Annotated in this window: 25 protein-coding genes and 1 tRNA gene; 3 read left to right on the forward strand and 23 right to left on the reverse strand. The window is 70.7% G+C overall.

What is annotated here, in order from left to right:
- Positions 1–33 precede the first annotated feature (33 nt).
- The 7 genes from ABD093_RS04760 to ABD093_RS04790 all read right to left on the reverse strand — a co-directional run bounded on the left by ABD093_RS04760 (position 34) and on the right by ABD093_RS04790 (position 8,223).
- Positions 34–987, reverse strand: coding sequence for an FKBP-type peptidyl-prolyl cis-trans isomerase (locus ABD093_RS04760; protein ID WP_343922781.1), 954 nt, complete (start codon positions 985–987; stop codon positions 34–36).
- A 72-nt stretch (positions 988–1,059) separates the two neighbouring features.
- Positions 1,060–2,499, reverse strand: coding sequence for a Pup--protein ligase (pafA, locus tag ABD093_RS04765; RefSeq protein WP_193117129.1), 1,440 nt, complete (start codon positions 2,497–2,499; stop codon positions 1,060–1,062).
- A 4-nt stretch (positions 2,500–2,503) separates the two neighbouring features.
- Positions 2,504–2,692: a ubiquitin-like protein Pup gene (locus ABD093_RS04770; RefSeq protein WP_193117128.1), complete on the reverse strand. Its 189-nt coding sequence runs from the start codon at positions 2,690–2,692 to the stop codon at positions 2,504–2,506.
- A gap of 9 nt (positions 2,693–2,701) precedes the next feature.
- On the reverse strand, positions 2,702–4,372 hold the full coding sequence (gene dop, locus ABD093_RS04775; RefSeq protein ID WP_193117127.1) for a depupylase/deamidase Dop: 1,671 nt from the start codon (positions 4,370–4,372) through the stop codon (positions 2,702–2,704).
- Entirely contained in the window at positions 4,369–5,937 is a 1,569-nt protein-coding gene (arc, locus tag ABD093_RS04780; RefSeq protein WP_193117126.1) for a proteasome ATPase, read from the reverse strand. The genes dop and arc overlap by 4 nt, the downstream gene beginning before the upstream one ends.
- 44 nt (positions 5,938–5,981) lie before the next feature.
- Positions 5,982–7,052, reverse strand: coding sequence for a tRNA (adenine-N1)-methyltransferase (locus ABD093_RS04785; RefSeq protein WP_343922784.1), 1,071 nt, complete (start codon positions 7,050–7,052; stop codon positions 5,982–5,984).
- Positions 7,053–7,104: 52 nt separating this feature from the next.
- Positions 7,105–8,223: a site-2 protease family protein gene (locus tag ABD093_RS04790; protein WP_343922786.1), complete on the reverse strand. Its 1,119-nt coding sequence runs from the start codon at positions 8,221–8,223 to the stop codon at positions 7,105–7,107.
- A gap of 108 nt (positions 8,224–8,331) precedes the next feature.
- Between ABD093_RS04790 and ABD093_RS04795 the strand changes: the two genes are divergently transcribed.
- Positions 8,332–9,141, forward strand: coding sequence for a PAC2 family protein (locus ABD093_RS04795; RefSeq protein WP_343922788.1), 810 nt, complete (start codon positions 8,332–8,334; stop codon positions 9,139–9,141).
- Positions 9,142–9,209: 68 nt separating this feature from the next.
- Here ABD093_RS04795 and mshC read toward each other — a convergent pair whose 3' ends face one another.
- From mshC to ABD093_RS04810, 3 genes are all read right to left on the reverse strand, one after another.
- Positions 9,210–10,469: a cysteine--1-D-myo-inosityl 2-amino-2-deoxy-alpha-D-glucopyranoside ligase gene (mshC, locus tag ABD093_RS04800; RefSeq protein ID WP_343922790.1), complete on the reverse strand. Its 1,260-nt coding sequence runs from the start codon at positions 10,467–10,469 to the stop codon at positions 9,210–9,212.
- A gap of 52 nt (positions 10,470–10,521) precedes the next feature.
- A complete protein-coding gene (locus tag ABD093_RS04805) occupies positions 10,522–11,394 on the reverse strand; it encodes an undecaprenyl-diphosphate phosphatase (protein WP_343922791.1) in 873 nt (290 codons plus the stop codon).
- Between the two features lie 151 nt (positions 11,395–11,545).
- Positions 11,546–11,896: a DNA primase gene (locus ABD093_RS04810; protein ID WP_193117120.1), complete on the reverse strand. Its 351-nt coding sequence runs from the start codon at positions 11,894–11,896 to the stop codon at positions 11,546–11,548.
- Positions 11,897–12,028: 132 nt separating this feature from the next.
- Between ABD093_RS04810 and ABD093_RS04815 the strand changes: the two genes are divergently transcribed.
- Both ABD093_RS04815 and ABD093_RS04820 read left to right on the forward strand, forming a co-directional pair.
- A complete protein-coding gene (locus ABD093_RS04815; protein WP_226849906.1) occupies positions 12,029–12,325 on the forward strand; it encodes a DUF5703 family protein in 297 nt (98 codons plus the stop codon).
- 96 nt (positions 12,326–12,421) lie between these two features.
- The gene (locus ABD093_RS04820) at positions 12,422–12,913 is read left to right on the forward strand and encodes a hypothetical protein (RefSeq protein WP_319021544.1); all 492 of its coding nucleotides are present in this window, start codon (positions 12,422–12,424) and stop codon (positions 12,911–12,913) included.
- Positions 12,914–12,956: 43 nt separating this feature from the next.
- Here ABD093_RS04820 and ABD093_RS04825 read toward each other — a convergent pair whose 3' ends face one another.
- The 13 genes from ABD093_RS04825 to ABD093_RS04885 all read right to left on the reverse strand — a co-directional run bounded on the left by ABD093_RS04825 (position 12,957) and on the right by ABD093_RS04885 (position 24,742).
- Positions 12,957–13,799: an RNA methyltransferase gene (locus tag ABD093_RS04825; RefSeq protein WP_193117119.1), complete on the reverse strand. Its 843-nt coding sequence runs from the start codon at positions 13,797–13,799 to the stop codon at positions 12,957–12,959.
- Entirely contained in the window at positions 13,796–14,263 is a 468-nt protein-coding gene (locus tag ABD093_RS04830) for a tRNA (cytidine(34)-2'-O)-methyltransferase (RefSeq protein ID WP_193117118.1), read from the reverse strand. Before ABD093_RS04830 ends, ABD093_RS04825 begins: the two co-directional genes overlap by 4 nt.
- A gap of 91 nt (positions 14,264–14,354) precedes the next feature.
- Positions 14,355–14,440: transfer RNA gene (locus tag ABD093_RS04835), tRNA-Leu, on the reverse strand.
- Positions 14,441–14,532: 92 nt separating this feature from the next.
- Positions 14,533–14,853, reverse strand: a complete 321-nt coding sequence (locus tag ABD093_RS04840) for a hypothetical protein (protein ID WP_343922795.1) — start codon at positions 14,851–14,853, stop codon at positions 14,533–14,535.
- A 207-nt stretch (positions 14,854–15,060) separates the two neighbouring features.
- Entirely contained in the window at positions 15,061–15,948 is an 888-nt protein-coding gene (locus tag ABD093_RS04845) for a shikimate dehydrogenase (RefSeq protein ID WP_193117116.1), read from the reverse strand.
- A gap of 2 nt (positions 15,949–15,950) precedes the next feature.
- Positions 15,951–17,132: an endolytic transglycosylase MltG gene (mltG, locus tag ABD093_RS04850; RefSeq protein ID WP_343922797.1), complete on the reverse strand. Its 1,182-nt coding sequence runs from the start codon at positions 17,130–17,132 to the stop codon at positions 15,951–15,953.
- On the reverse strand, positions 17,129–17,668 hold the full coding sequence (gene ruvX, locus ABD093_RS04855) for a Holliday junction resolvase RuvX (RefSeq protein WP_343922799.1): 540 nt from the start codon (positions 17,666–17,668) through the stop codon (positions 17,129–17,131). The genes mltG and ruvX overlap by 4 nt, the downstream gene beginning before the upstream one ends.
- On the reverse strand, positions 17,665–20,373 hold the full coding sequence (alaS, locus tag ABD093_RS04860; RefSeq protein WP_343922801.1) for an alanine--tRNA ligase: 2,709 nt from the start codon (positions 20,371–20,373) through the stop codon (positions 17,665–17,667). The genes ruvX and alaS overlap by 4 nt, the downstream gene beginning before the upstream one ends.
- Before the next feature lie 133 nt (positions 20,374–20,506).
- Positions 20,507–21,133 carry a 30S ribosomal protein S4 gene (gene rpsD, locus ABD093_RS04865; protein WP_193117112.1) on the reverse strand — a complete coding sequence of 209 codons (627 nt, stop codon included), beginning with the start codon at positions 21,131–21,133 and terminating at the stop codon, positions 20,507–20,509.
- Between the two features lie 192 nt (positions 21,134–21,325).
- Complete coding sequence (locus tag ABD093_RS04870) at positions 21,326–22,699, reverse strand: replication-associated recombination protein A (RefSeq protein WP_343922804.1); 1,374 nt, start codon at positions 22,697–22,699, stop codon at positions 21,326–21,328.
- Between the two features lie 44 nt (positions 22,700–22,743).
- The gene (locus tag ABD093_RS04875) at positions 22,744–23,874 is read right to left on the reverse strand and encodes a quinone-dependent dihydroorotate dehydrogenase (RefSeq protein WP_319021543.1); all 1,131 of its coding nucleotides are present in this window, start codon (positions 23,872–23,874) and stop codon (positions 22,744–22,746) included.
- 17 nt (positions 23,875–23,891) lie between these two features.
- Positions 23,892–24,383, reverse strand: a complete 492-nt coding sequence (locus ABD093_RS04880; RefSeq protein WP_226849904.1) for a hypothetical protein — start codon at positions 24,381–24,383, stop codon at positions 23,892–23,894.
- Positions 24,380–24,742, reverse strand: a complete 363-nt coding sequence (locus ABD093_RS04885; protein ID WP_193117110.1) for a hypothetical protein — start codon at positions 24,740–24,742, stop codon at positions 24,380–24,382. The genes ABD093_RS04880 and ABD093_RS04885 overlap by 4 nt, the downstream gene beginning before the upstream one ends.
- Positions 24,743–24,794 lie beyond the last annotated feature (52 nt).

Here is a 24,794-nt window from a genome sequence, read left to right on the forward strand (position 1 = left end):
GAGGTGACGTGGGTCAGGGGCCAGTGTGCCAAATCAGTCTGTCAGGTGGGCGGCGTCCAGCACGTCGATGACGAAGACGAGGGTCTCCCCGGCGAGCTCGCCCTGGTCCTTGTACGCCTCTTCGGCCGGGACCACGAGCATGACCTGGCTGCCCACGGCGAGGTCCAGCAGATTCTCGTCCCAGCCGGTGATGACCTGGCCCTGCCCCTGGACGAAGGAGAACGGGGCGCTGCGGTCCCAGGAGGAGTCGAACTGCGAGCCGTCGGACCACTTCCAGCCGGTGTAGTGCATCGTCAGGTAGTCGCCGGCGACGGTCGTGTCGCCGGCGCCCACGATCAGCTCCTCGCGGGTGGTCTTCGTGGGGGCATCGCCCGACGGTGCACCGTCCAGCGCCGGAGCGCCGTCGTCGCCGAGGGTGACCTTCGGAAAGGTCCCCGAGGGCTTGCCCGCCGTGCCCTCGGCCCGCAGCGGCTCCACGACCCGGTCGACGTCCGCCACCTGGATCAGGGAGCGCGCCTGACCGGACTGGTCCTGCTGCCAGCCGGCCATCGCGAACCGGGAGCCGACGGTCATCGAGGTGAAGACCTCGAAGGCGGCCGGGCCCACGGCCTCCGCGTTGACCTGGACACCGCCGGCGGGTGCGCCCTGCCACCAGGACTGGAGGGTCTCGCCGCTGCTGGCGTCGATGTAGAGGTGGCGCCAGATGATGGTGTCGCCTTCGGCGATGGCCGCGCCGTCCCCGGGGACGATGACCTCGGCATCGGCCTCGGAGATCTGCAGCGGCGCCGTGAACTCGACCGTGGGCTCGGCGCCGAGGTCCTCGCTGACGGTGACCCCGCTCAGAGCAGGGGCGCCACCGCCTCCGTCGGAGGCACCGCCGCCGTCGGACGCGCCACCGGTTCCTTCGCCGTCGTCGGAGCAGGCGGCCAGGCCGATGGCGGCGGTCGCGGCGAGTGCGGTGGTCAGCAGGGTACGACGGCGGATCACAGAGGGCCTTTCAGAGGACGGGCCCCGATCGGGGCACGGGTCCAGGGTACGGGGGCGCCGGAACGCCGGTTCTCAGACTGCAGGGGGTTGCTGGGCGCCCGCACCGGGCACGCCGGTGCCGCCGGCGCTGCGGGCTCCGCCGAGGCTCCGGATCTCCTCGAGCAGGGCGTCGACCGTGGGCAGCGAGGTGGCGAAGGGGTCGAGCACCTGCACGGGCATCGCGCCGGGCCGGGTCAGGCGGAAGGTGGTCCAGTCCACGACGTGATCGACGCCGTGCTCCTGCGCGGCGGTGACGACCTGGCCGCGCAGATGCGCGCGGGTCGTGCGCGGGGCGGTCTCGCGGGCCGCTTCGATGCGCTGCTCGGACAGCTGGGACGGTGCTAGCTCGCGGCGCTGGAGGGCCTGGAACACGCTCTGACCGGGATCGATGTCGTGATAGGCGAGGTCGAGCCGCTCGATCGAGGAATCGCCCAGGCCCACTCCGCGACGTTCGGTGACCTGGCCGAACAGCCGCTCCTTGATGGCCCAGTCCAGATGGGTCGCGGCCCAGCTGCGATCTCCGGTGGCGACCGCATCGATCGCCTTCTGCCAGGTCTCCAGCACCTCGCGGTCCCTGCGGTCGCCGTCCTCGACGAGGGTCGCGGTCGCGTCGAGCCACCGCTGCTGCACCTCGACGGCGGACGTCGTGCCGCCGTTCGCGAGCGCGATCGGTTCCCGCCCGGTGAGGTCGCGGGCCACAGCGCGGATCGTGGAGATGTCGTCATGGAGGGCGAGCTCGGGCAGGGTGCGCCCGGACTCGATCGCCCGCAGCACCAGGTCGGTGGTCGCGAAGCGCAGGTAGGTGGAGACCTCGCTCATGGTCGAGTCCCCCACGATGACGTGGAGCCGCCGGAAGCGGGTGGGATCGCCATGGGGCTCGTCGCGGGTGTTGATGATCGGGCGGGTGCGGGTGGTGGCCGAGGAGACGGCCTCCCACATGTGATCGCTGCGCCGCGAGAAGACGAACTGCGCGCCGTCCTCGTCGTCCGCAGGGGCGGCCACCCCTCCGGCGCCCGTGACGATCTGGCGTGTGACCAGGAAGGGCAGCAGGAAGCGCGGCAGCCGCGTGAACTCGCCTCGACGGTCCACCAGGTAGTTCTCATGGGACCCGAAGGCATTGCCCGCGGAGTCCACGTTGTTCTTCAGCAGGTGGATGCGGGCATCCTGCCCGTCGGCCGCGAGGCGCTCGTTGGCCTGGGTGGTGAGGTCGGCGAAGATCCGCTCCCCGGCACGGTCCTGCGCCACCAGCTCCCACCAGTCGTCGCACTCGGCGGTCGCGTACTCCGGATGGGAGCCCACGTCGAGATAGAGACGAGCGGCGTTGCGCAGGAACACGTTCGAGGAACGACCCATCGCGACCACCGGGCGGAACAGCTCGCGGGCGGCCGCCTCCGGCTCCAGGGCCCGCGAACCGTCGGCCCGCACGCACACCAGACCGAACTCGGTCTCCAACCCTCCGACGCGACGCTTCATCGGGTCACTGACCGCCCTTCTGGACGAAGGAGCGCACGAAGGTCTCGGCGTTGGATTCCAGCACGGCGTCGATCTCGTCGAGCAGGTCGTCGGCGCCCTGCGCCGAGGCGAAGGTCTGGCCGCCGGTCGCGGCGACCTCGTTCTGCTCGTCCTCGCCTCCGGTGCCGGGGCCGTTCAGGGACTGCTGGGACATGGGTCCTCCTCAGGACGCGGAGACGGCCCGGCGCAGCGCGTCGAGGATCGTCTCGGGATCGGTGGTCAGGTCGATGCCGTGCAGCTCGCACCAGGCGGCGGAGCCCAGGCGCGGATCCGCGAGGCGCAGGCGGTACCCGCTGTCGGGGCCGGCGAGGGTGATCGCATCCCACCCGGCCGAGGGTACGTGCTCACGGTGCGCGGAGATGAGGCCGCCGCGCAGATGGGCGCGGGTCGAGGTCGGAGCGGTGGTCATGGCCGCGTCGACCTCGTCCTGGCCCACGAGCGTGCGCACCGCTCCTGCGGCCCGGAGCTTGGCGAACAGTCCCTGGGCAGGGCGGAGGTCGGAGTACTGCAGGTCGATCATCGACAGGCGCGGATCGCCCCACTCCAGGCCGTGGCGCGCGCGGTAGCGCTCCAGCAGCTGCAGCTTCGCGACCCATTCGACGCGGTCCGCGGCCAGCGCAGGATCCTGCTCGAGCAGGTCCAGCAGCTCGGCCCAGGAGTCGAGCACCTGCGCCGTCTCGGCGTCGTCACGGTCGGCGACCGCGGCGATCGCGTCGAGATGGGCCCGTTGAATCTGGAGCGCGGTCAGCTCGCGGCCGTCGACCAGCTCCACGGTGGCCCGCAGCGTCGGGTCGTGGCTGATGGTGCGCACCGCGGCGACCGGATCGACCAGGCGCAGGTCCGGGAGGATGGCGCGACCGGTGCGGTGCTCGGCCTCGAGGGCGGCGAGCACGAGGGAGGCGGTGCCGAGCTTGAGGAAGGTGGATTCCTCCAGCAGGTTCGCGTCCCCGATGATCACGTGCAGCCGACGGAACCGCGCGGGATCGGCGTGGGGTTCGTCGCGGGTGTTCACGATGGGCCGGTTCAGAGTGGTCTCGAGACCGACCTCGGCCTCCATGAAGTCCGCGCGGGAGGAGAGCTGGAACCCGGGCCGCTCGCCCCGGGTGCCCAGGCCCACGCGTCCGGCGCCGACCAGCACCTGCCGGGTGGCCAGGAAGGGCAGCATCGCTGCGGTGACGCGCTCGAAGGGCACCGCCCGATCGACCAGGAAGTTCTCGTGGGTGCCGTAGGAGGCACCCTTCCCGTCGGTGTTGTTCTTGTACAGCGCCACCTCGGGGATGCCGTCGGCAGCGGCGAGGATGCCCATCGAGCGGCGGGCGATCTCCTCTCCCGCGCGGTCCTGGACCACGGCCTCGCGGGCCCGCATGACCTCGGGGGCCGAGTACTCCGGATGCGCATGGTCCACGTACCAGCGCGCGCCGTTGGTCAGCACGGCGTTGCCCAGCGAGCGCTGCGCGGCCCAGGCGAGCACCTCGGCGTCGTCCCCGTCCGGGGCGACCTCCGGGCCGGCCAGCGGGGCATCCATCTCGACGCTGGGCACGTGGGCGTCGCGCACCTCGTCGGTGAGTTGGCTGGGGTGGGCGGCGGCGCGCTGCAGCTCGAAGCCGCGGGCATCGCGCAGCGGTGTCTCGTCGCCGTAGTCCCACCGCACGCGGCGGCCCCTCTCCCCTTCCTGGGGGTCCAGGAGGGCGTAGGCCCCGACCACGAGATGGGAGAGCAGGATCGAGCTGCCGGCGCCCGCACGGGCCCGGTCCTCCAGGTCGGCGTGGAGCACCCCGAACTCGGTCTCGATGCCCATCACGCGCTCGGTGGTCAGCAGGCGGTCGATGCTCATCGGGCGGCCTCCTCCTCGGCGCGGGAACGGCCCTGGAGGGGGATCACGGCCTCCACCCGTCGGCCCGCGGCGCCCCGGGTCCCGGAGATGCGCGCCCAGTCCTCGGGATGCGCGGCCGAGGGCATGTCCTCGTTCTCGATGAACTCCGCGGTGATCGCGCTGACCAGGTGCTGGGACGTCAGGCCGACGGCCCCGCTGGACAGCTGCTCCTTAACGGCGAGCTTCTTGGCGCGGTCGGTGATGTTGCGCAGGGTCGCGCCGGAGACGAAGTCGCGGAAGTGGAGCGTCTCCTGCACGCCGTCGGAATAGTCCAGGCGCACGAAGGCCGATTCCGGACCCTCGGCGTAGATCTCGCGCACCGCGAGGTCCAGGAGCCGCTCGCGGTCCTCGCGCACCGGCACGGACGGATCGAGGTACAGGCCGAGGATCTCGCGGGCGGCGCGGGCATGCGGGCGGCGCACGCGGATCTTCACGTCGAGTCGTCCCGGGCGCAGGATCGCGGGATCGATCATGTCCTCACGGTTGGAGGCGCCGATGACGATCACGTTGTCCAGGCCCTCCACGCCGTCGATCTCGGCGAGCAGCTGCGGCACGATGGTGGTCTCGACATCGCTGGACATGCCGGTGCCGCGGGTGCGGAACAGCGCTTCCATCTCGTCGAAGAAGATCACCACGGGATGGTCGGCGGCGGCCTTCTCGCGGGCGCGCTCGAACACCAGACGGATGGAGCGCTCCGTCTCGCCGACGTACTTGTTCAGCAGCTCGGGCCCCTTGACGTTGAGGAACGCGGAGTTCTCGAGGGCCTCGGCGACGCTCACCCCGCGCACCTCGGCGCTGCGCAGCACCAGCTCGTGGGCAACCGCCTTGGCGATCATCGTCTTGCCGCAGCCGGGAGGGCCGTAGAGCAGCACGCCCTGGGGCGGCCGCAGCCCGTAGGTGCGGTAGAGGTCCTGCTGGAGGAACGGCAGCTCGACCGCGTCACGGATCGCCTCGATCTGGTCCCCGAGCCCGCCGATCTCGTCGAAGGAGACGTCCGGGACCTGCTCGAGGACGAGGTCGGTGATCTCGGCGCGGTCGATGCGCTCCATGACCAGCTGGGCCTTGAGATCCACGAGGACGTGGTCGCCGGGATGGAGGGTCTCCTGCGTGAGTCCGCCCGCGCGGCGCAGCACCCGGGTGTCATCCGGGGCGACGGCGACCAGGAGCCGGGAGTCCGCCAGGGCCTCCACGACCGGGACGACGTTGCCGGAGTCGCCGGCCGGGACGGCCTCGACGGCTGCGAGCGCCTCGTTCAGCCGCAGCTCGGTGCCGGGATCCAGAGCCTCGAGGTCGAGGCTCGCGGCGGTGGCCACGCGCAGCTTGCGACCGTTGTGGAGCACGTCCAGGGTCGTGCCCTCGGCGCGGCGCAGGAAGGTCGCATAGGTGTTGGGCGGATCGCCCACCCGCTCCAGGTCGCTCTTGAGCTCGACGATCTGGGCGCGGGCGCTGCGCAGCCCGCCCACCAGCCGTTCGTTGTGGGCGGCGAGCTTGTCCAGCTCTGCGGTCATCTCCGCGTACGTCTTCATCGTCCTGGTTCTCCTTCCGGTCGGCAGGTCAGCGGCCGGGCCGCTCAGCGGTCCCGGCCCTGGCGGATGTCCCGCAGCGCGCGCTTGAGCTTGCGGGGCGCGACGCCCAGCTCCCCCACGTCCTTCGGGCCCCACTCCGAGTCCGAGCCGCCGAAGCCGTCGTTGGCGGGATCCTGGAGCTCCTCCTCGAGATGCGAGCCGGGCGCGGGTCGCGTCACGCGGGTCAGCGCCTTCGTGCCATGGGCGGTGCGGCGGGCGGTGAGCAGGAACCCGGTATGGGCGTTCATCCGGTGCTCGGGGCGCACGGCGAGGCCCTCGAGGTGCCAGGGCCGCACGAACGACTCCCAGGCATAGGGCTCGGTGAACTCGCCATGATCGCGCAGCGCCTCGGCGGTGCGGGAGAGCTGGGTGACGGTGGCGACGTAGGCGAGGTACACGCCTCCGGAGACGAGCACCTCGGCCGCCGACTCGACGCATTCCCACGGGGCGAGCATGTCGAGCACCACGCGGTCCACCTGGGGCTCACCAGGTGAGAGCGTCGGGGCGAGGTCCTGGAAGTCCCCGATCGAGAGGTCCCAGGAGGGATGGGGCCCACCGAAGTAGGTCTCGACGTTCTCGCGGGCCACCTCGGCGAAGTCCTCGCGGCGCTCGATCGAATGCACGGTGCCCTCGGGGCCGACGGCGCGCAGCAGCGCGGTGGTCAGGCCGCCGGAGCCGACGCCGGCCTCCAGCACCCGGGCGCCGGGGAAGATGTCTCCCCACATGAGGATCTGGGCGGAGTCCTTGGGGTAGATGATCGCGGCGCCGCGCGGCATGGAGAGCATGTAGTCGGCGTACAGCGGGCGCAGCGCCTGGTAGCGCGTGCCGCGGCCGTCCTCGATGACGACGCCGTCCTCAGCACCGATCAGCAGGTCGTGCTGGAGCACGCCGCGATGGGTGTGGAACTCGCCGCCCTCCTTGAGGGTGATCGTGTGCAGGCGGTTCTTCACGTCCGCGAGCTGGACCTTGTCGCCGACCGCGAAGGGCCCCGTGCGATCCAGGCCGAGTCCGAGGTCTCGGCGGGCGGTGGCCGGAGCCTCGTCGGTGGCGGCGCTCTGCTGCGGCTGATCAGTCATGCGTCCAGCATATGACGCCGCGTGAGACGTCCGCGCCCAGGAGTCGCATGGGTCACCGCCCGCGCAGCAGGCCGTTGATCTCGTCGCTGAGGATCACACCCAGCGCCCGACCCGAGTCCTCGAGCACGAGATAGAGGGGGAACGGCCGCGCGAGGATCGCGGAGACCAGGTCGTCGCCGCGGAGCGAGGCCTGCAGGGCGCCCATCTCCCCCACCGGTGCGGCCACGGCGCTGACCGGGGTGCGGGATCGTTCGCCGTCCGGCACCGCGGCGGCGGCCGCAGGCTGGATGCGCAGCACGTGACCGACGACCCCCGGCCGGGCGATGCGCTGATCCAGGACGAGGAGGGCGTCGAGCTCCGAGGCGGGGCCGAGGTCGGAGAGCATCTGCTGGGGCCCGACGAGGCGCAGCGGGCGGGCGAGGGAGCGTGCGTCGAGCGCGTCGATGCGGGACTGCAGCGTCGCCGCGCCGAGCGCCCGGGATGCGCCCTGCCAGAGCATTCCCGCGATCAGCATCGCCCAGAGCAGGGCGAGCAACAGGAAGGTGCCCGCTCCCTCGCTCTGCAGGATCCACCGCAGCGGGATGAGCACGACGAGCACGGCGATGCCGCGCCCGATCCAGGCGGTCACGCGCGTGCCCAGCAGCGGGTTGCGCAGCACGCCGCCGAGCAGAGACTCCAGGGCGCGGCCGCCGTCCATGGGCAGGCCCGGAAGCAGGTTGAACAGCGCCAGGGCGAGGTTGAGGCGGGAGCAGAGGTACCAGAAGACGTCTGCGGTGGACCCTGCCTCGGTCAGCGTGCCGGCGGCGGTGGCGAGTGCGGCGAGGGCCAGGTTGCTGACCGGGCCCGAGAGCGAGATGACGATCGACGCCGGAGCCGACATCGGCCGGCCGGTGTACTGCGTGTGCCCGCCCCACAGGGTCAGGGCGATGTGGTCGACCGTGGCCCCGAACGCCCGGGCGCTCACGGCGTGCCCCACCTCATGGATGAGCACGGAGAGCACGAGGAACAGCGCGATGCCGAGAGCAGGCAGCGCAGCCGCCGCGGAGAAGGTCCCGCTGCCGTCGGAGAACGAGGGGTACAGCATCAGCGCGAACACCGCGACGGTGACGAGCGTGCCCGGGCTGACCTGGATCGGCGGCAGTGCGCCGAGTCGCAGCGTGGGGCTCTTCATGGGGTGGACTCTCCTCCGGCCAGGGGTGGCGGATCCCCGGGCAGAGCGAGGATATCCGGTGGTCCTGCGCCTCGGCTCGGAAGCCGCCATGGAGCCTATGATGGAGGGATGAGTCGAATCGCCATCACGGCTTTCAGCGGATGGAACGACGCGGGAGAGGCCGCCAGCGGGGTGATCGAGCATCTGCTCGAGGTGTGGCCGTCACGACCGGCCGGCGCGGTCGATGCCGAGGAGTACATCGACTTCCAGGTCAACCGGCCCGAGGTCCGTACCGACGAGGACGGGCTGCGGGTGCTCGACTGGCCCGACACCGAGCTGCGGATCGTGCAGCCGCCGCGCGGGCCGGAGATCGTGACGGTCCTCGGTCCCGAGCCGTCCCTGCACTGGAAGCGCTTCTGCGACGAGGTGCTCGAGCAGATGCAGGCGCTGGACGTGAGCTCGGTCATCTCGCTCGGTGCGCTGCTGGCGGATTCCCCGCACAGCCGCCCGCTGCCGGTCTCCTCCTCGATCGAGCCGGGGTCGGCCCAGCCGGTGGAGGGCTCCGAGCTGTACTCAGGGCCCGTCGGCGTCCCGACGATCCTCGCCCGCCGTACCGCGAGCGCGGGCCTGCGCACCTCCAACGTGTGGGTGCAGGTCCCCCACTACGTCTCGCAGAACCCATCGCCGAAGGCCGTGCTCGGCCTCCTTCGCGAGGTGCAGTCGCTGGTCAGCGCACCGATCCCGATCGACGAGCTGCTCGAGGAGTCCGAGGCCTGGGAGCGGGGAGTTGACGAGCTCGCCCGCACGGACGAGGACGTCGCCGACTACGTGCGCCGCCTCGAGCGCGCTCAGGATGCCGCGGATCTCCCCGAGGCGAGCGGCGACGCGATCGCCAAGGAGTTCGAGCAGTTCCTGCGCCGCCGGCGCGAGACGGACTGAGTCCGCGGACGGAACGGCCCGGGGCAGTGCGCCGCGCGGCACCGGCCGGTTTAGCTGCGCCGGCCGGTTCAGCCGCGCAGATCGAGACCGAACAGCGCGTCGGCGGCGGCCAGGACGTCGCCGGGGCCCGATGCGGCCTCCGGTGATCCGGGTGCTGCGTCCGACTCCTGCGAGGCGGCCCATCCGTCGAGCACGGCGAGAGCCGTCGGGGTGTCCAGATCATCGCGGAGAGCGGCGCGCAGGGCCTCGACGGTCCGCGGGTGATGACCACCGCGGGAGGCGGCGAGACGATAGCTCTCCAGGCGGCTCGCCGCGAGGGTGAGCCCGTCATCCGACCAGGCCCAGTCGGCCCGGTAGTGGTGCGCCATGAGCACCAGACGGATCACCATCGGGTCGACTCCCTCGCGGACGAGGCGGTGCACGAACACCAGGTTGCCGAGCGACTTGCTCATCTTCTCACCCTCATGGGCGACCATGCCGCTGTGGGTGTAGACGTTCGCGAAGCCCCGGCCCAGGGCCACCGCATGCGCTGCGCTCAGATCATGGTGGGGGAAGATCAGATCGCTGCCGCCGGCCTGGATGTCGAAGGGCAGGCCGAGACCGTGCTCGGCGATGCACACGCACTCGACATGCCAGCCGGGACGCCCGCGCCCCAGCACGCCGGCGTCCCAGGCGGGCTCGCCCTCGCGCTCGGCGCGCCACACCAGCGGATCGAAGCGGCCGCGCTTGCCCTCGCGCTCCGGGTCGCCCCCGCGCTCGGCGAAGACCGCGAGCATCTGCTGCTCGCTCCAGCCGGAGACGTCACCGAGGGCACCGTCGATGCCCAGGTCGAGGTACCAGTCCTCCCCGGAGGCATCCGGGGTCGGGACCTGATAGGCGCGTCCCCGCTCCTGGAGGGTGGTCACGGTCGCGATGATGTCGTCCATCGCCTCGCTCACCGAGAGATAGGTCTCCGGAGCGATGACCCGCAGCGCCTCCATGTCCTCGGCGAACAGGTCTGTCTGCGAGGCGGCGAGCTCCCGCCAGTCCACGCCGTCACGGTCGGCCCGCTCCAGCAGCGGGTCGTCGACGTCGGTGATGTTCTGCGCGACCTCGACCTCGAGACCGGTGTCCGCCAGCGCCCGGCGCATGAGGTCCGCCGCGTGGTACGTGGCCGCATGCCCCAGGTGGGTCGCGTCGTACGGCGTGATGCCGCAGACGTACAGACGGGCGCGGCCGGGGGTGATCGGCACCAGAGGGGCCACTCGACCGGTCCGGGTGTCGTGCAGCTTCAGCGGCACACCGGAGGCAGGAAGGGGCGAGAGCGACGGAGAGATCCAAGATTCCACTGTTCGATCATACGGTCCCGGAACAGGGCGGATGACGAGGGTGGGACGGGTCTCAGGCGCCGCCGAGCGGGTCCACCGCCCCGAACCAGAGGAGGCCCAGCAGCAGCAGACCGGCGACGACCCGGTAGACCACGAACATCAGGTAGGAGTGGTTCTCGATGATGCGCATGAACCAGGCGATCATCGCGAAGCCGACGGCGAAGGCCACCACCGTGGCCACGATAATCGCCATCAGGGAGGGCTCTCCGGCGGCCGCGGCGGCGGCGCGACCATCGGCGCCCAGCAGCGCCGGCACCTCCTTCGCGGCCTTGTACAGACCGGAGGCGAACACGGCCGGGACGGCGAGCAGGAAGGCGTAGCGGGCGGCCGCCTGGCGGGTGAAGCCCAGCAGCAGGCCGGCCGTGATGGTCCCGCCGGAACGGGAGACCCCGGGGATCAGGGCGAGGGCCTGGGCGAGGCCGAAGAGGATGCCGTCGCGGAGCGTGAGGTCCTTGAGCTCCTTGCGCTGGGGCGCGATGCGGTCCGCGAACCCCAGCAGGATGCCGAAGACGATCAGCATGGTGGCGGTGATGTAGAGGTTGCGCAGGGAATGGTCGATCTGGCTCTCGAACAGCAGGCCGAGGACGCCGATCGGGATCGATCCCAGGATCACCAGCCAGCCCATCCGCACGTCGGGATCGGACTGCGGGACCTTGCGGGCAAGGGCCTTGAACCACTTGCCGATGATCCGCGTGATGTCCTTCCAGAAGTAGATCAGGACAGCGGTTTCGGTGCCGAGCTGGATGATCGCCGTGAAGGCGGCACCCGGGTCCTGGCCCGGGGCCATCAGCTCGCCGACCACGCGCACATGCGCGCTCGAGGAGATCGGCAGGAATTCGGTCAGTCCCTGGACCAGGCCCAGGACGATCGCCTCGATGAACGACATGGACACTCCTCGGGGACGGCTATCGATCGGGGTGGCCCGACGCGCTCATCCGCGCTCATCGGCCCCGGACAGACTACGCGGCGCCGGGCGTCGAGCCCGGCGCCGCGTGGGAGCCAGTGGTGAAGATGACGTGCAGGTTCAGAGCACGAGGTCAGCGTCCGGTGCCGTTGTCCTCGTAATCGTCCCCGTCGTCGTCCTCATCGCTGTCGTCATCGTCATCGTCATCGTCATCGTCGTCCTCGTACTCGTCGAGGTCATCGAGGTCGTCGAAGTCGTCGTCATCGTCGTCGTCCTCATCGTCGGCGTCGAAGACGATCAGGGGCGTGGCGATGTCGTAGGCGTCGAAGAGGGCATCGTCGTACGCATCGAAGGCAGTGGTCAGCTGTTCGGTGGCGGCGTCCAGGGCAGGATCGTCGTCACCGCGGGAGGCGGAGGCCGCCTCGTAGTGTCGTTCGAGGGCAGCGATCAGCGCAGCAAGAGCGGAGCGAGGATCCGTGTTCATGCTTGGACGGTACCCCGTCCGACGGCAGAATGGACAGAGGAAGCACAAGGTCCCCGGTCCGATATCGTCCCCGTGGCGGCAGGATCGTGGACCCGTTCGTCCCGCCAGATCATCGATCACAGGAGGATCTCGTTGTCCGGACTCCACAAGCCCTTGGCCGCACGTATCGAGCACGTGCGCGATCCGCGAGGTCTGCGGGACCTCCCGCTCGAACGCGGGCGCCGTGCGGAGGACTACGAGTTCCAGATCATCACGGTCCCCCGGGAGAGCTCGGTGTCGCAGGTGCGCGCGGTGCTCACGGAGCAGGCCGAGTACGGCCGCTGGGAGCATGCCCGCACGCGCCTCTACCTGGGCGGTGGCAAGAAGGTGTGGCTGCGCCGGCGGATCCTCCGCGTCGAATCGACCCTCGACCACGTCTCCGTGCTCTGATCGGGGCTCGGCTCCGTCCACAAGGGAGCCGCCCTCGCGACGCCGAGGCCGTCGATTCTGGTCCAATGGCACCGTGGCAACCCTCCTGAGCTCCCTGTGATCACCCTCGCCGTGCTGCTCGGCGTCTATCTGCCGCCAGCGCTGGTGCTCGCCTGGATCGACAGCAGGGAGCATCGCCTGCCCAACGTCTGGGTGGGCGGGATGACCCTCGCGGTGAGCGCCGCGCTGCTGCTCGAGGCCGTCCTGCTGCCCTCCGCGCGGGGCACGCTGCGTACGGCCGCGATCCTGGCCCTGCTGCTGGGCGCCGGAGCGATCCTCCTCGCGCTGGTCGCCCCGCCGCTGCTGGGGATGGGCGATGCCAAGACCCTGCCGGTGGTCGTGCTCATGAGCGCGGCGCTCGGCGGCGAGGTGCTCCTCGCGTCGCTGCTGGGGATCGCGGTGATCAGCGGGCTCGCCGGAGGCGTCGTGATGCTCGCGACCAGGCGCTCGGGAGTGCGTTTCGCCGTGGGACCGATCCTGCTGGCCGGCCCGTTCCTGGGCCTGCTCGGTGCACCGCTGGTCGGTGCGGCGCTCGGGACCGGCGGCTGAGGTGCGGGGTCGTGACGTCCGGGTCCGCGCCGCCCCGCCCCCCTCAGCGTCGTTGGCGTCGTGCCTCGTACAGAGCGATGGACCCCGCGACGGAGGCGTTGAGGGAGGACGCGCTGCCGCCCATCGGGATCTCGGCGATCACATCGCAGGCCTCGCGCCAGCCGGCGCTCATCCCGATCGTCTCGTTGCCCACCACGATCAGCACCGGGCCGGTCAGATCCGTCTGCGCGAGCTCGAAGCCGCCGGCCTCGTCCAGGCCGACAACGGTCCACGGAACGCCCTGCTCGCGCTGCTCCTGCACCCAGGCGAGCACCTCCCGATGCGAGGCCTGGCGCACCACGGGCACCGCGAAGATCGACCCGGTGCTCGCGCGGATCGCCGCCGGATCCCAGGCATCGGCGCTGTGACCGGTGATCACGAGGCCCTCTGCGCCGAGCGCATCGACCGTCCGGGCGAGGGATCCGATGTTGCCCGGGCCCGACGGGCGGTCGAAGACGACCACGACCGCGGTCGGCGAGGGCGCGAGCCGGCTGAGGTCATCGGACGGGACGGCGACCACGGCCAGCAGCTCGGGGGCGCCCTCCTGGCGCTCCCCCAGCTCCGCCATGAGCTCCGAGGCGAGGACGACCACCGGGGCAGGCGGGTCCTCCAGCAGCTCCTGAGCCCATCGGGAGGGCCGCTCCCGGCCGTCGGACAGCAGGGCACGGATCTCCGCGCCGTGCGCGATCGCCTGGCTGATCGGGCGTACCCCATGGACGATCATCTCGCCGCTGCGGGTGCGCTTCGTCCGGTTGCCCAGCAGCGCCTGCCACTGCTGGAACAGCGCGTTGCGACGCTCGAGCCGGGCGGGCAGGGAGCTGCGATGCGGGGAGTCGGGGCGGCTCATGCGCCGGCCCCGTCGAACCCGAGCTGACGCCAGGCCTCGTACACCGCGATCGAGACCGCGTTGGACAGGTTCAGGGACCGACGGGCCGGCAGCATCGGGATCCGGACCCTGGACGTGATGCGGGGATGGGCCATCGCGTCCTCCGGCAGGCCGGTGGGCTCGGTGCCGAAGAGCAGCACGTCGTCACGGGCGTACTCGATCTGCTCGTAGGAGACGTCCGTGCGCGCGGTGAAGGCGAACACCCGGGCCCCGGGGAGCGCATCGAGCGCCTGGTCGAGATCGGGGTGGATCGAGACGTCGGCGAGGTCGTGATAGTCCAGCCCCGCCCGTCGCAGCTTGGAATCCTCGAGATCGAAGCCGAGCGGTTCGATGAGATGGAGACGCGCCCCGGTGACGGCGGAGAGCCGGATCGCATTGCCGGTGTTCCCGGCGATGGCGGGCTCGTGGAGGAAGACATGGACCATGCACCGATCTTCCCACGCACCGCGCGTCGTCCCGTGCGCACGACAAAGAACCCCTCCTGCCGGTTCTCACCGATCAGAAGGGGTTCGTCCGTGTCCGAGAGGGGACTTGAACCCCTACGCCCTAATACGGGCACTAGCACCTCAAGCTAGCGCGTCTACCAATTCCGCCACCCGGACAGGTGACCGCCGTAGCGACTCGAGAAATATAGCACGCAGGAGACGGTGGTCGTCTACCGAAAAGCGTCCTGCCAGCAGAAACGTGAAGACAATCACGCCAGGGCGTCGATGCGACGCGAATCCATCAAGGTGTGCAGCAGGTCCAGGACCACGGTGATCCGAGTGCCCAGCGTGCTGGCGACCGAGGACGGGAGCCTCTCGCCGAGATCCTGCAGCGCGGCGGCGGCGAGGACGACCATCGTCGGGTCGGGATCCACGATCCCCGACCGGTCCCAGGCGTCGATCGCCACCAGGAGGTGCTCGAGCTCGTCGCAGGCATCATGCCGACCTCCGGAGAGGAGGTCCACGCGAGCTCGCGCGGCCAGGGCCGTGCACCGACGCAGGAGAGGTGTGGTGAGATCTGGACCGATCATCTCCGGAGACTCCGCACGGCGACCGAGCACACTGTCGGTGCTGTCTGCGAATACCCGCTCCAGGTCCATGGGTCACGTCCTCGTGCTGCGTCCGGCGGTGTCGACAGGGTCCGGTCGACGTCGATGACTTTACTGCGTCTTTACCCTTCGGGACAAGCACCTCGCCGACGGTTCCGAGGAGAGCGGGGGTTCGGGCGGGTCCGTGCGTCAGGCCCCGCTCGTCGCCGTGCCCCGGCCCGCCAGCTCCGAGCGTGCGGCGAGGAGCATCGCGGAGACGGGGGCGGCCGGCACGCCCAGCATCGAACGGACCTGCTGGTCCGCCTGATGGGCGAGCATCTCGAGCCCATCGACGACCTCGCCGCCCAGGCCCGTGATGACGGCAGCCAACGGCGCCGGCCACGGATCGTAGAGCACGTCCAGGAACAGCGTCGGCGCGGTCAGCGACGATCGCCCTTCCCACTCCTCCGCGACGGCGTGCGCACCCTCGACGGCGAGAGCACTGATGACCACCTCGGCATCCAGCAGCAGCTGGCTGGACGACCAGGGCACGTGACGCACGGACACCTTCTCCGTGGCGGCGAGAGCCTCGAGAGGAGCGAGCTTGTGCGGGCTGCGGGCGCTGAGCAGGATCACCCGCACCCCCAGCTCGAGCAGCGAGGCGACAGCGCTCATCGCCGTGGCGCCGGAGCCGAGCACCGCACCGGTGCGCGGCGCACGGGCGCCGTGATCCCGCAGGGCTGCGACGATCCCGTACACGTCATGGTTCTCGGCGCGCCAGGTGCCGTCCTCCCGCCGGATCAGGGTGTTGGAGATGCCGAGCGCACGGGACGTCGCATCGGTCTCCGCGGCGAGGGCGAAGGCCTCGGGCTTGCCGGGCATCGTGACGCTGACCCCGGACAGCTCCCGGCCGGGACCGTCGGCCAGGAAGCCGGCGAGCTGACCGGCGGACACCTCGAAGCGGTCGTAGGTCGGCCCGTCGAGGCCGAGCACCTCGTAGGCGGTGCGATGGAGCACCGGGGAGAGCGAATGCTGCACCGGGGAGCCGATCACCCCGAAGCGCGGCCCCGTGGGGACGCAGATGGTCCTGTCGTTCATGCTCAGCCCTTCTTCGCGTCGGCCCAGTCCTGCCATTCCTTGACGTTCGCCTCGTGCTCCGCCCAGGTGGCGGCGAACTTGGTCTCGCCGGTGTCCGTGTTCACCGTCACGAAGTACAGCCAATCGCCGGCCGGCGGATCCGTTGCCGCGTCCAGCGACCCTGCGCCCGGGGCCCCGATCGGCCCTGGCGGAAGACCGGTGTGGACATAGGTGTTGTACGGGCTGTCGTTGCTGCGCTCCTTCGAGGTCGTGCCCACGCTGGCCGCCTTGCCGGTGACGTAGTGCACCGTGGAGTCGAACTGCAGGGGCATCGGGGTGCCCTTCGCCTCGCCCGTGCCCTCGAGCCGGTTGCGGATCGTGCGGACGACCTTGCCGTAGTCCTCAGGCTCCCGCACCTCGAGCTCGGCCAACGAGGCGATCGTGAGCGTCTCGTGCCAGGACTCCTCGGGGATGTCGCGGGAGGTCAGCTGCTCCTCCATGCTGTCCCACATCATCTGGATGACCTCTTCGGCGGTGGCCTCCTCGGGGATGTCATAGCGCCCCGGCCAGAGGTAGCCCTCGAGCGTCCCGGCCGAGTTCTTCGGGATGCCGTAGGCGGTGTAGTCCTTCGCGGCCTCCTCGAAGTCCTTCACCGGGATCCCCGAGGCCTCGGACAGCAGAGGCCAGATCTGGGAGAGGTTCAGGCCTTCGGGGATGATCACCCGGTGTCCGGCGAGATTCGACGGGTCCAGCAGCGCGTCGAGCGCATCACCGGAGGTCATCTCCTTCTTGACGCGGTAGACCCCGGGCTCGATCGTCCCGGCATCCGGGGTGTTCGAGAACTGGGTGATGAACGGGCCCGACGACTTGATGACGCCCTTGTCGACGAGCGTCGAGGCGATGTCCGTGCCGGTGTCCCCGGGGGCGACCTCGACGACCACCTCGCCCGTGCCGGGGCCCGGGAACTCCGGGGCCTCCTGCTCGACGGTGACGTTCGACGTGAGCCAGCGGTACCCCTCGTACCCGCCGACACCGAGGCCTCCGAGCACGGCGAGCACGAGCAGCACGGGGAGGACACCACGCAGGAACCCCCCGCGCTTCGGCGGCGGGGGCGTCTCCGCCCGCCGCCGACCACGGTGCGGGGTGCCACCGGAGGTCTGATGCTCGGCGACTTCGTCGAACGAGTAGTTCTCGTCCTCGCTCATCCGTCGTCCTCCTGATCGGTTGATGGGGTGCGACCGGAGATCGACTCGACGAGTTCACCGGCGCGTCGCCCGGTGGACCGTTCGATGTCCAATGCCTGTTGGAGGATCATCACGGCAGCGACCTGGTCCACGACCTTCCGGTGCTTGCGCCCCTTCCGGCCTGCGGAATGCAGCGCCTGATGCGCGGTGACCGTGGTCAGCCGCTCGTCGAGCAGGCGGATCTCGACGTCCTGACCGCTGCCCTCGAGGAGCACCGAGAGCTCGCCGACGAAGGCTCGCGCCTTCTCGGCCGCACGACCCTCGGTGCCGTTCAGGGAGCGCGGAAGCCCCACCATGATCACACGGGCGTCCGCCTCGGCTGCCTCGTCGGCGACCCGGCGCGTCGCGCTCGCCCGGTCGAGGGTCTCGACCGGTGTCGCGATCATGCCGTCGAGATCACTGCGGGCCAGACCGACCCGCACGTCGCCGACGTCGACCCCGAGTCGGACTCCCCGGGGAAGCCCCTGGTCCTCGTGCCGGTCATCGGCCCCGGTCATGCGGGGAGGGTCGCCGCGACCGCACCGCGCACGGCGGAGAGCGCATCGGGGATCCGTGCGGGCTCCCCGCCGCCGCCCTGCGCCATGTCGGGCTTGCCGCCGCCGCGGCCGCCCATCGCCTCGGCGGCGGTGCGCAGCAGCGTCCCGGCGGCCAGGCCCAGGTCCCGTGCCGCCGCGTTGGTCGCGACGACGAGCGCGGCGCGCCCGTCCTCGTGCCCGGCGACGGCCACGACGGAGGGCGAGTCCTCACCCAGACGCGTGCGGAGATCCAGCGCCAGGGTGCGCAGGTCGCCGGCCGCGATGCCCTCGCCGGCGTCGTGGACGAGGAGCCGCGCTCCCCCGACGTCCGTGGCGCTCGAGGCGAGCTTGCCCGCCTCGGCCTGCAGCTGCTGGCCACGCAGCGCTGCGAGCTGCTTCTCCATATCCTTCATGCGCTGGGTCATCGTCTTCACCCGCTCGGGGAGATCCGCGGCGGAGCCCACCTTGAGCATCTCCGAGAGCTGGGAGACCAGCGCATGCTCCTGCGCCTGGAACCGGTAGGCCGACAGGCCCACGAGGGCATCCACGCGACGTACGCCGCTGCCGATCGACGCCTCACCCATGAGCTGGACGGTGCCGATGGCTCCGGTGGAGTCGACATGGGTGCCGCCGCACAGCTCGCGCGACCAGTCGCCGCCGATGGAGACGACGCGCACGATATCGCCGTACTTCTCGCCGAACAGCGCCTGGGCGCCGAGCGCCCGCGCCTCGTCGATCGGCATCTGCTGGTCGGTGACCGCCAGCTCGTCCTGGAGGAGCGTGTTCACACGGCCCTCGATCTGCGCCAGCGCACTGCGCGGCACGCCCTGCCCGTACCGGAAGTCGAAGCGCATGCGCCCTGGAGAGTTCTCCGAGCCGGCCTGGGTGGCGCCGTCCCCGAGCTCCTCGCGCAGGGACTGATGGACCATGTGCGTGGCGGTGTGAGCCCGCGCGATCGCGCCGCGACGGGCCGTGTCGATCGCGGCGACCGCGCCCGCGCCGGGGTGCACCTCGCCCTCGACGAGCCGTCCGCGGTGGACCGGCAGACCCTTGACCGGGGCCTGGACGTCGTCGACCTCGACGATGCCGCCGCTGGCCAGCGTGATGCGGCCCTGGTCGGCCAGCTGGCCGCCCATCTCCGCATAGAACGGGGTCGCAGCGAGGACGAGCTCGACGTCCGCCGGAGCCTGGACGGAGTCCACGAGGGCGCCGTCCACGAGGACGGACTCGACCGTGGTGGAGAGGGTCGACTCGGTGTAGCCGACGAAGGGCACGGCCTCGCCGCGCTCCCCCAGGAGCTGGTTGTAGAGCGCGGTGTCGGTGTGGCCGGACTTCTTGGAGGCTGCATCGGCCCGGGCGCGCTCACGCTGCTCGGACATCGCGGTGCGGAAGCCCTCCTCGTCGACGGTCAGGCCCACCTCCTGCGCCATCTCCAGGGTGAGGTCGATCGGGAAGCCGTAGGTGTCGTGGAGGCGGAAGGCATCGGGGCCTGCGAGGCTGCGACCGCCCTCCGTCTTCACCGCGCCGGCGAACTGGTCGAAGATCGCGGTGCCGGTGACGAGGGTGCGTCGGAACGCCTCCTCCTCGGCGTAGACGATCTCGCTGATGCGCCCGAAGTCCGCCTCGAGCCCCGGGTAGGACTCGACCATCGCGTCCTTGGAGATCGGCAGCAGATGGGGCATCGACGGGTCCGCGTAGCCGAGCAGGCGCATGGAGCGCACCGCACGGCGGATGATCCGGCGCAGCACGTAGCCGCGGCCCTCGTTGCTCGGGCGCACACCGTCCGCCACCAGCATCAGCGCGCTGCGCACGTGGTCGCCCACGATGCGCAGCCGCACGCTGTCCTCCTCGTCGGCGCCGTAGGCGCGACCGGAGAGCTCCTGGGCCTTCTCGATCACGGGGAAGACCTGATCGATCTCGTACATGTTCTGCTTGCCTTGGAGCAGGTAAGCGACCCGCTCCACGCCGAGACCGGTGTCGATCGACTTCTGGTCGAGCTCCCCGAGCAGCGGATAGTCCTTGCCCGCGCCCGGACCGCGCAGGAACTGGTCGAACACCAGGTTCCAGATCTCGATGTAGCGATCCTCGGCGTCCGGGCTGCCCGGCCACTCGGGCACCCGGCCGCTCGGAGCATCGGGCCCGTACTCGGGACCCCGGTCGACGTGCCACTCGCCCGTCGAGCCCGCGGGGCCGGGCTGACCGGTGTCCCAGCAGCTCTCCTCCCACGGCAGCTGCACGACGCGCGAGGGGTCCAGGCCGATGACCTCGGTGACGTGCTGATAGGACTCCTCGTCCTCCTCCCACAGCGTGAACCAGAGGGAGTCGGGATCGAAGCCGAGCCCGCCGTCGTCCTGAGGGGTGGTCAGCAGCTCCCAGGAGAAGTCGATGGCACCCTTCTTGAAGTAGTCGCCGAAGGAGAAGTTCCCGGCCATCTGGAAGAACGTGCCATGGCGCGTGGTGCGACCGACGTTCTCGATGTCATTGGTGCGGATGCACTTCTGCACGCTCACCGCGCGCGCGTACGGGGCCTTCTCGGTGCCCACGATGTACGGGATGAAGGGGACCATGCCGGCGATCGTGAAGAGGATCGACGGATCGGAGGACACCAGCGAGGCGCTGGGGACGATCTCGTGCTGCTTCGTCGCGAAGAAGTCGAGCCAGCGACGATGGATCTCGGATGTGCGCATGGTCTGGTGAGGTCCTTCCGGGGAAACCTGGGGAGGGCGTACAGGGCCGCCCGACGAGCTGAACGGACACGAAGGCCCCGGTCAGGGTACCGGAGTACACCCGCCGGGGCCTTCGCGCCGCAGTGTGGAGAGGTCAGCGCGCGTAGTACTCGACGACCATCTGGACCTCGCAGGTCACAGGAACCTCGGCACGCTTGGGGCGTGCGACGAGCTGCGACTTGAGCTCGGAGAGCTCGACGGAGAGGTACGAGGGGACCGAGGCCAGGACGTCCGAGTTGCCGCCTTCGGCAGCGATCTGGAACGACTCCATGGCCTGGCTCTTGGGCTTGATCTGGATGGTCTGGCCCGGCTTCACGCGGAAGGAGGGACGGTCCACGATCTTGCCGTCGACCAGGACGTGACGGTGCACGACGGCCTGACGGGCCTGCAGCGTGGTGCGGGCGAAGCCGGAGCGCAGCACGAGAGCGTCGAGACGCATCTCCAGCAGCTCGACCATGCTCTCACCGGTCAGACCCGGCTCCTTCTTGGCGTCCAGGTAGGCGCGGTGCATCTGCTTCTCGCGGATGCCGTACTGAGCACGCAGGCGCTGCTTTTCCTTCAGGCGCACGGCGTAGTCGGACTCGGTCCGACGGCGAGCACGGCCGTGCTCGCCCGGGGGGTACGGGCGCTTCTCGAAGTACTTGACCGACTTCGGGGTCAGCGGGAGCCCGAGAGCTCGGGAGAGGCGCGCCTGGCGGCGCGCGCGGGTGACGTTGGTCACGAGGTATACCTCTTGTTCGTGTGGTGAATCCAGTCATGCAGCCGCGGATTCAACACCCAAGATTACCGCAGGTCGAGCGTCGACTCAACGACCTGACCCGTCGGTGTGACCTCGAGTTCCTGTGGAGTGGCCCACAGAGCGGCCGCCAGAGCGGCTCACGCAGGGGCGCTCCGCCTCGTCCGACGAGCCCGATCAGGAGCCCTCGGCAGAGCGCAGGATCCGTCGCAGCGCTTCGACCCGTCGGCTGGTCTGGGCTTCGTTGCCGTGCCCCGTGGGGTGGTAGTAGTCCATCCCCACGAGATCGTCCGGCGCGTACTGCTGAGCCACCACGCCGTGCGGCGCGTCGTGCGCGTAGCGGTACTCGGTCCCGTGGCCGAGCTTCTTCGCCCCGGCGTAGTGGGCGTCGCGCAGATGGGCGGGCACCCCGCTCCCCTTGCCGGCGCGCACGTCGGCGATCGCGGCGTCCAGGGCCCGGTAGGAGGCGTTGGACTTCGGGGCCGTCGCGATGTGCACGACGGCCTGGGCGAGCGGGATCCGGCCCTCCGGCATGCCGAGCATCTGCACCGCCTGCATCGCGGCGACCGCGACCTGCAGCGCGGTCGGATCGGCCATCCCCACCTCTTCGCCGGCGGCGATCACCACACGGCGGGCGATGAACCGGGGATCCTCCCCCGACTCGATCATCTGGGCGAGATAGTGCAGGGAGGCGTCCACGTCGCTGCCGCGCATCGATTTGATGAAGGCGCTGGTGACGTCGTAGTGCTGGTCACCGGCGCGGTCGTAGCGCAGGGCGGCGCGGTTCACGGCCTGGGCCAGGACGGCCGCGTCGATCTCGCGCGACTCCTTCATGAGGGCGGCGGCCGCGGCGGCCTCGAGCGAGGTGAGGATCTTGCGCGCGTCGCCTCCGCCCAGCCGCAGCAGGGCCTCGCGGGCGTCGTCGGTCAGGGTGACGGCCCCTCCGAGCCCGCGGTCGTCGGCCAGTGCACGATCCACCAGGGTGTCGAGATCAGCCCGCTCGAGGGACTCCAGGGTGAGCACGATGGAGCGTGAGAGCAGGGGCGAGATCACGGAGAAGTACGGGTTTTCGGTGGTCGCGGCGATCAGGGTCACCCAGCGGTTCTCCACGCTGGGCAGCAGGGCGTCCTGCTGGGACTTCGAGAAGCGGTGCACCTCGTCGACGAACAGGACGGTCTCGCGGCCGACGGTGCGGAGCCGGGAGCGGGCCTGGTCCACGACCTCACGGATGTCCTTGACCCCGGCGAGCACCGCGGAGACCTCGACGAACTCGCGGTCCCCCGACTGCGCCACCACATAGGCAAGCGTGGTCTTGCCGGTGCCGGGAGGACCCCACAGGATCACCGAGCTCGGTGAGGTCCGGGAATCATCGGCCGCGACCAGGCGGCGCAGCGGGCTTCCGGGCTCGAGCGCGGACTTCTGCCCGACGATCTCCTCGAGGGTGCGCGGACGCATGCGGACGGCCAGGGGCGCCCGGTGATCGACGTTGCGATCAGAGAGCGTGCGCGGCGCCGGCGCGTCTCCGCCGAGCGAGAAGAGATCCTCGTCCATGGTCCCAGCCTAGGCCGAGCCGCCGACGGTCCGGACGCACCGCGTCATGAGAGGGGGCCGAGCTCACGTGCCATCCGGCCGGGCCAGGACGGACCGTCGTAGATCATCGCCGTGTAGCCCTGCACGAGATCGGCGCCGGCCTCGAGGCGGGTGCGGACGTCCGCTGACGTGGTGACTCCCCCGCAGCTGATGATCACCGACTCGGCGGGCAGGGTCCCGCGCAGGAGCCGGAGCACCTCGAGCGAGCGATCGCCGAGCATCGGCCCGGAGAGTCCCCCCGCGCCGATCGCCTCGATGCGGGCACGCTCGGTCCGCAGCGACTCCGGCCGTGCGATGGTCGTGTTGGTGGCGATCACTCCGGCGAGCCCCACCTCGGTCGCGAGCTCGGCGGCGGCACGCACGTCGTCGTCGTGCAGGTCGGGCGCGATCTTCACCAGGACGGGCAGATCGCGACCCAGACGGCGCTCCGCCTGGCGGGCCTCGTCGAGCACGGCCTCCAGGATGGGTCGGAGCATGTCGACGGTCTGCAGGTCGCGCAGTCCCGGCGTGTTCGGGCTGGAGACGTTGATTGCCAGATAGCTGGCATAGGGGGCCAGGATGCGGGCCGAGAAGCGGTAGTCCTCGGCGGCGTCCTCGAGGGCGGTCACCTTGGACTTGCCGATGTTCACGCCGATCACGGCGCGCTGTCCCCGCTCGGTGCGGCGCGCGACGGCGAGTGACTTCGCCAGCGCCCCGGCGCCATGGTTGTTGAAGCCCATGCGGTTGATCAGGGCACGATCCGGGATCAACCGGAAGGAGCGCGGGGCCGGGTTCCCCGGCTGCGCCTTCGCGGTCACGGTGCCCACCTCGACGTGGCCGAAGCCCATGTCCAGCAGTGCCAGCGGGATCTCGCCGTCCTTGTCGAAGCCGGCCGCCAGCCCCAGGGGACTGCGGTGCTCGACGCCCAGCACGCGCCGGGCGGGCCGCGGATCCCGCATCGGGTCGGGCGTCCTGAAGAGCGTGCGCAGGGCTGCGGGACCGCCGGGCAGGGAATGGGCCAGCCGCAGGGACCTCACGGTGAGACGGTGGGCCTGCTCGGCGTCGAGCCGGCTGAGGACATGCTGGAAAAGGGCCGCGTACGGCCCGCGCCGCGTGGTGGCGTGCGTGCTCTCGTGCAAGGTGTCGTTCGTGGTCACGGGGATACCGTACGCGGTCAGCGGGCGTCGTCCGCCGTCTGCGGCGCGCGGTGCCGTCCGCGGAGGAGGTAGACCAGGGCGATGACGGGCAGCAGCAGAGGCACGTACCCGTAGCCCTCGCCGAACACCGACCAGACGGAGGCGTCCGGGAACAGGGCCGGGTCCAGCAGGCTCAGCGTGCCCACGCCCAGCACGCCCACGAGTTCGACCAGGCACAGGACCAGGGCGATGCGCGAGCGCCTCCCGCCCCTGACCAGGGCGATGCTCACGGCGATGTAGGTGAGCGCGGCGGCCAGGGACAGCAGATAGGCGACCGGGGCGAAGGAGAAGTCCCGGAGCATCTGGACCACGCTGCGGGCCGTCGCCGCGGTGGCGAAGAGCGCATAGAGGATGATCAGCACCGCTTCGAATCCACGGCTCCCGCTGCGGGGGCTGCGGGAGCCCTGCGAGCTGCTGCCGGCGACTGTCGTCCCGAGGTCGGTGTCCCTGCGGGTGTCCCTGTCGGTCATGCGAAGCCTCCCGGCCAGATCTGATGGAGCCGCATCAGCAGCACCATGGCCACGAGCGAGACGACGGCGATGACGAGGCTCCCCCAGCGGCTGCGCTCCCACAGCGAGACCCAGCCGCCGCCGAGCACCATGGCGAAGCCGGTGAGGAGATAGCCGTACAGGGTGATCCGATCCTCGGGATGTCCACCGCCCAGGTCCCGCAGGCCGAGCGTGATCCCGAAGATCGCCCAGACCAGGGCCACCAGTGCGCAGGCACCGAGGAGGACCAGATCCGCGCTGAGGTCCCGCACGGCGTAGTAGATCCCCAGCAGTGCCGTCAGGGAGCACACCACCGACACCAGGATGCTCAGTGCCAGCATCGACCCGCCCGTCCTGTTCCTGTGTTCTCGCTCGCGTGAGCGCGCACGGCAC

The sequence above is a fragment of the Brachybacterium tyrofermentans genome (genome assembly GCF_039526165.1).
Lineage (GTDB): Bacteria > Actinomycetota > Actinomycetes > Actinomycetales > Dermabacteraceae > Brachybacterium > Brachybacterium tyrofermentans.

Excerpts from the sequence above, each read along its gene's own strand:
- pafA (WP_193117129.1), bottom strand. The coding sequence starts at position 2,499 with ATGAAGCGTCGCGTCGGAGGGTTGGAGACCGAGTTCGGTCTGGTGTGC.
- ABD093_RS04770 (WP_193117128.1), bottom strand. The coding sequence starts at position 2,692 with ATGTCCCAGCAGTCCCTGAACGGCCCCGGCACCGGAGGCGAGGACGAG.
- dop (WP_193117127.1), bottom strand. The coding sequence starts at position 4,372 with ATGAGCATCGACCGCCTGCTGACCACCGAGCGCGTGATGGGCATCGAG.
- arc (WP_193117126.1), bottom strand. The coding sequence starts at position 5,937 with ATGAAGACGTACGCGGAGATGACCGCAGAGCTGGACAAGCTCGCCGCC.
- ABD093_RS04785 (WP_343922784.1), bottom strand. The coding sequence starts at position 7,052 with ATGACTGATCAGCCGCAGCAGAGCGCCGCCACCGACGAGGCTCCGGCC.
- ABD093_RS04790 (WP_343922786.1), bottom strand. The coding sequence starts at position 8,223 with ATGAAGAGCCCCACGCTGCGACTCGGCGCACTGCCGCCGATCCAGGTC.
- ABD093_RS04795 (WP_343922788.1), top strand. The coding sequence starts at position 8,332 with ATGAGTCGAATCGCCATCACGGCTTTCAGCGGATGGAACGACGCGGGA.
- ABD093_RS04805 (WP_343922791.1), bottom strand. The coding sequence starts at position 11,394 with ATGTCGTTCATCGAGGCGATCGTCCTGGGCCTGGTCCAGGGACTGACC.
- ABD093_RS04810 (WP_193117120.1), bottom strand. The coding sequence starts at position 11,896 with ATGAACACGGATCCTCGCTCCGCTCTTGCTGCGCTGATCGCTGCCCTC.
- ABD093_RS04825 (WP_193117119.1), bottom strand. The coding sequence starts at position 13,799 with ATGAGCCGCCCCGACTCCCCGCATCGCAGCTCCCTGCCCGCCCGGCTC.
- ABD093_RS04830 (WP_193117118.1), bottom strand. The coding sequence starts at position 14,263 with ATGGTCCATGTCTTCCTCCACGAGCCCGCCATCGCCGGGAACACCGGC.
- ABD093_RS04840 (WP_343922795.1), bottom strand. The coding sequence starts at position 14,853 with ATGATCGGTCCAGATCTCACCACACCTCTCCTGCGTCGGTGCACGGCC.
- ABD093_RS04845 (WP_193117116.1), bottom strand. The coding sequence starts at position 15,948 with ATGAACGACAGGACCATCTGCGTCCCCACGGGGCCGCGCTTCGGGGTG.
- mltG (WP_343922797.1), bottom strand. The coding sequence starts at position 17,132 with ATGAGCGAGGACGAGAACTACTCGTTCGACGAAGTCGCCGAGCATCAG.
- ruvX (WP_343922799.1), bottom strand. The coding sequence starts at position 17,668 with ATGACCGGGGCCGATGACCGGCACGAGGACCAGGGGCTTCCCCGGGGA.
- alaS (WP_343922801.1), bottom strand. The coding sequence starts at position 20,373 with ATGCGCACATCCGAGATCCATCGTCGCTGGCTCGACTTCTTCGCGACG.
- ABD093_RS04870 (WP_343922804.1), bottom strand. The coding sequence starts at position 22,699 with ATGGACGAGGATCTCTTCTCGCTCGGCGGAGACGCGCCGGCGCCGCGC.
- ABD093_RS04880 (WP_226849904.1), bottom strand. The coding sequence starts at position 24,383 with ATGACCGACAGGGACACCCGCAGGGACACCGACCTCGGGACGACAGTC.
- ABD093_RS04885 (WP_193117110.1), bottom strand. The coding sequence starts at position 24,742 with ATGCTGGCACTGAGCATCCTGGTGTCGGTGGTGTGCTCCCTGACGGCA.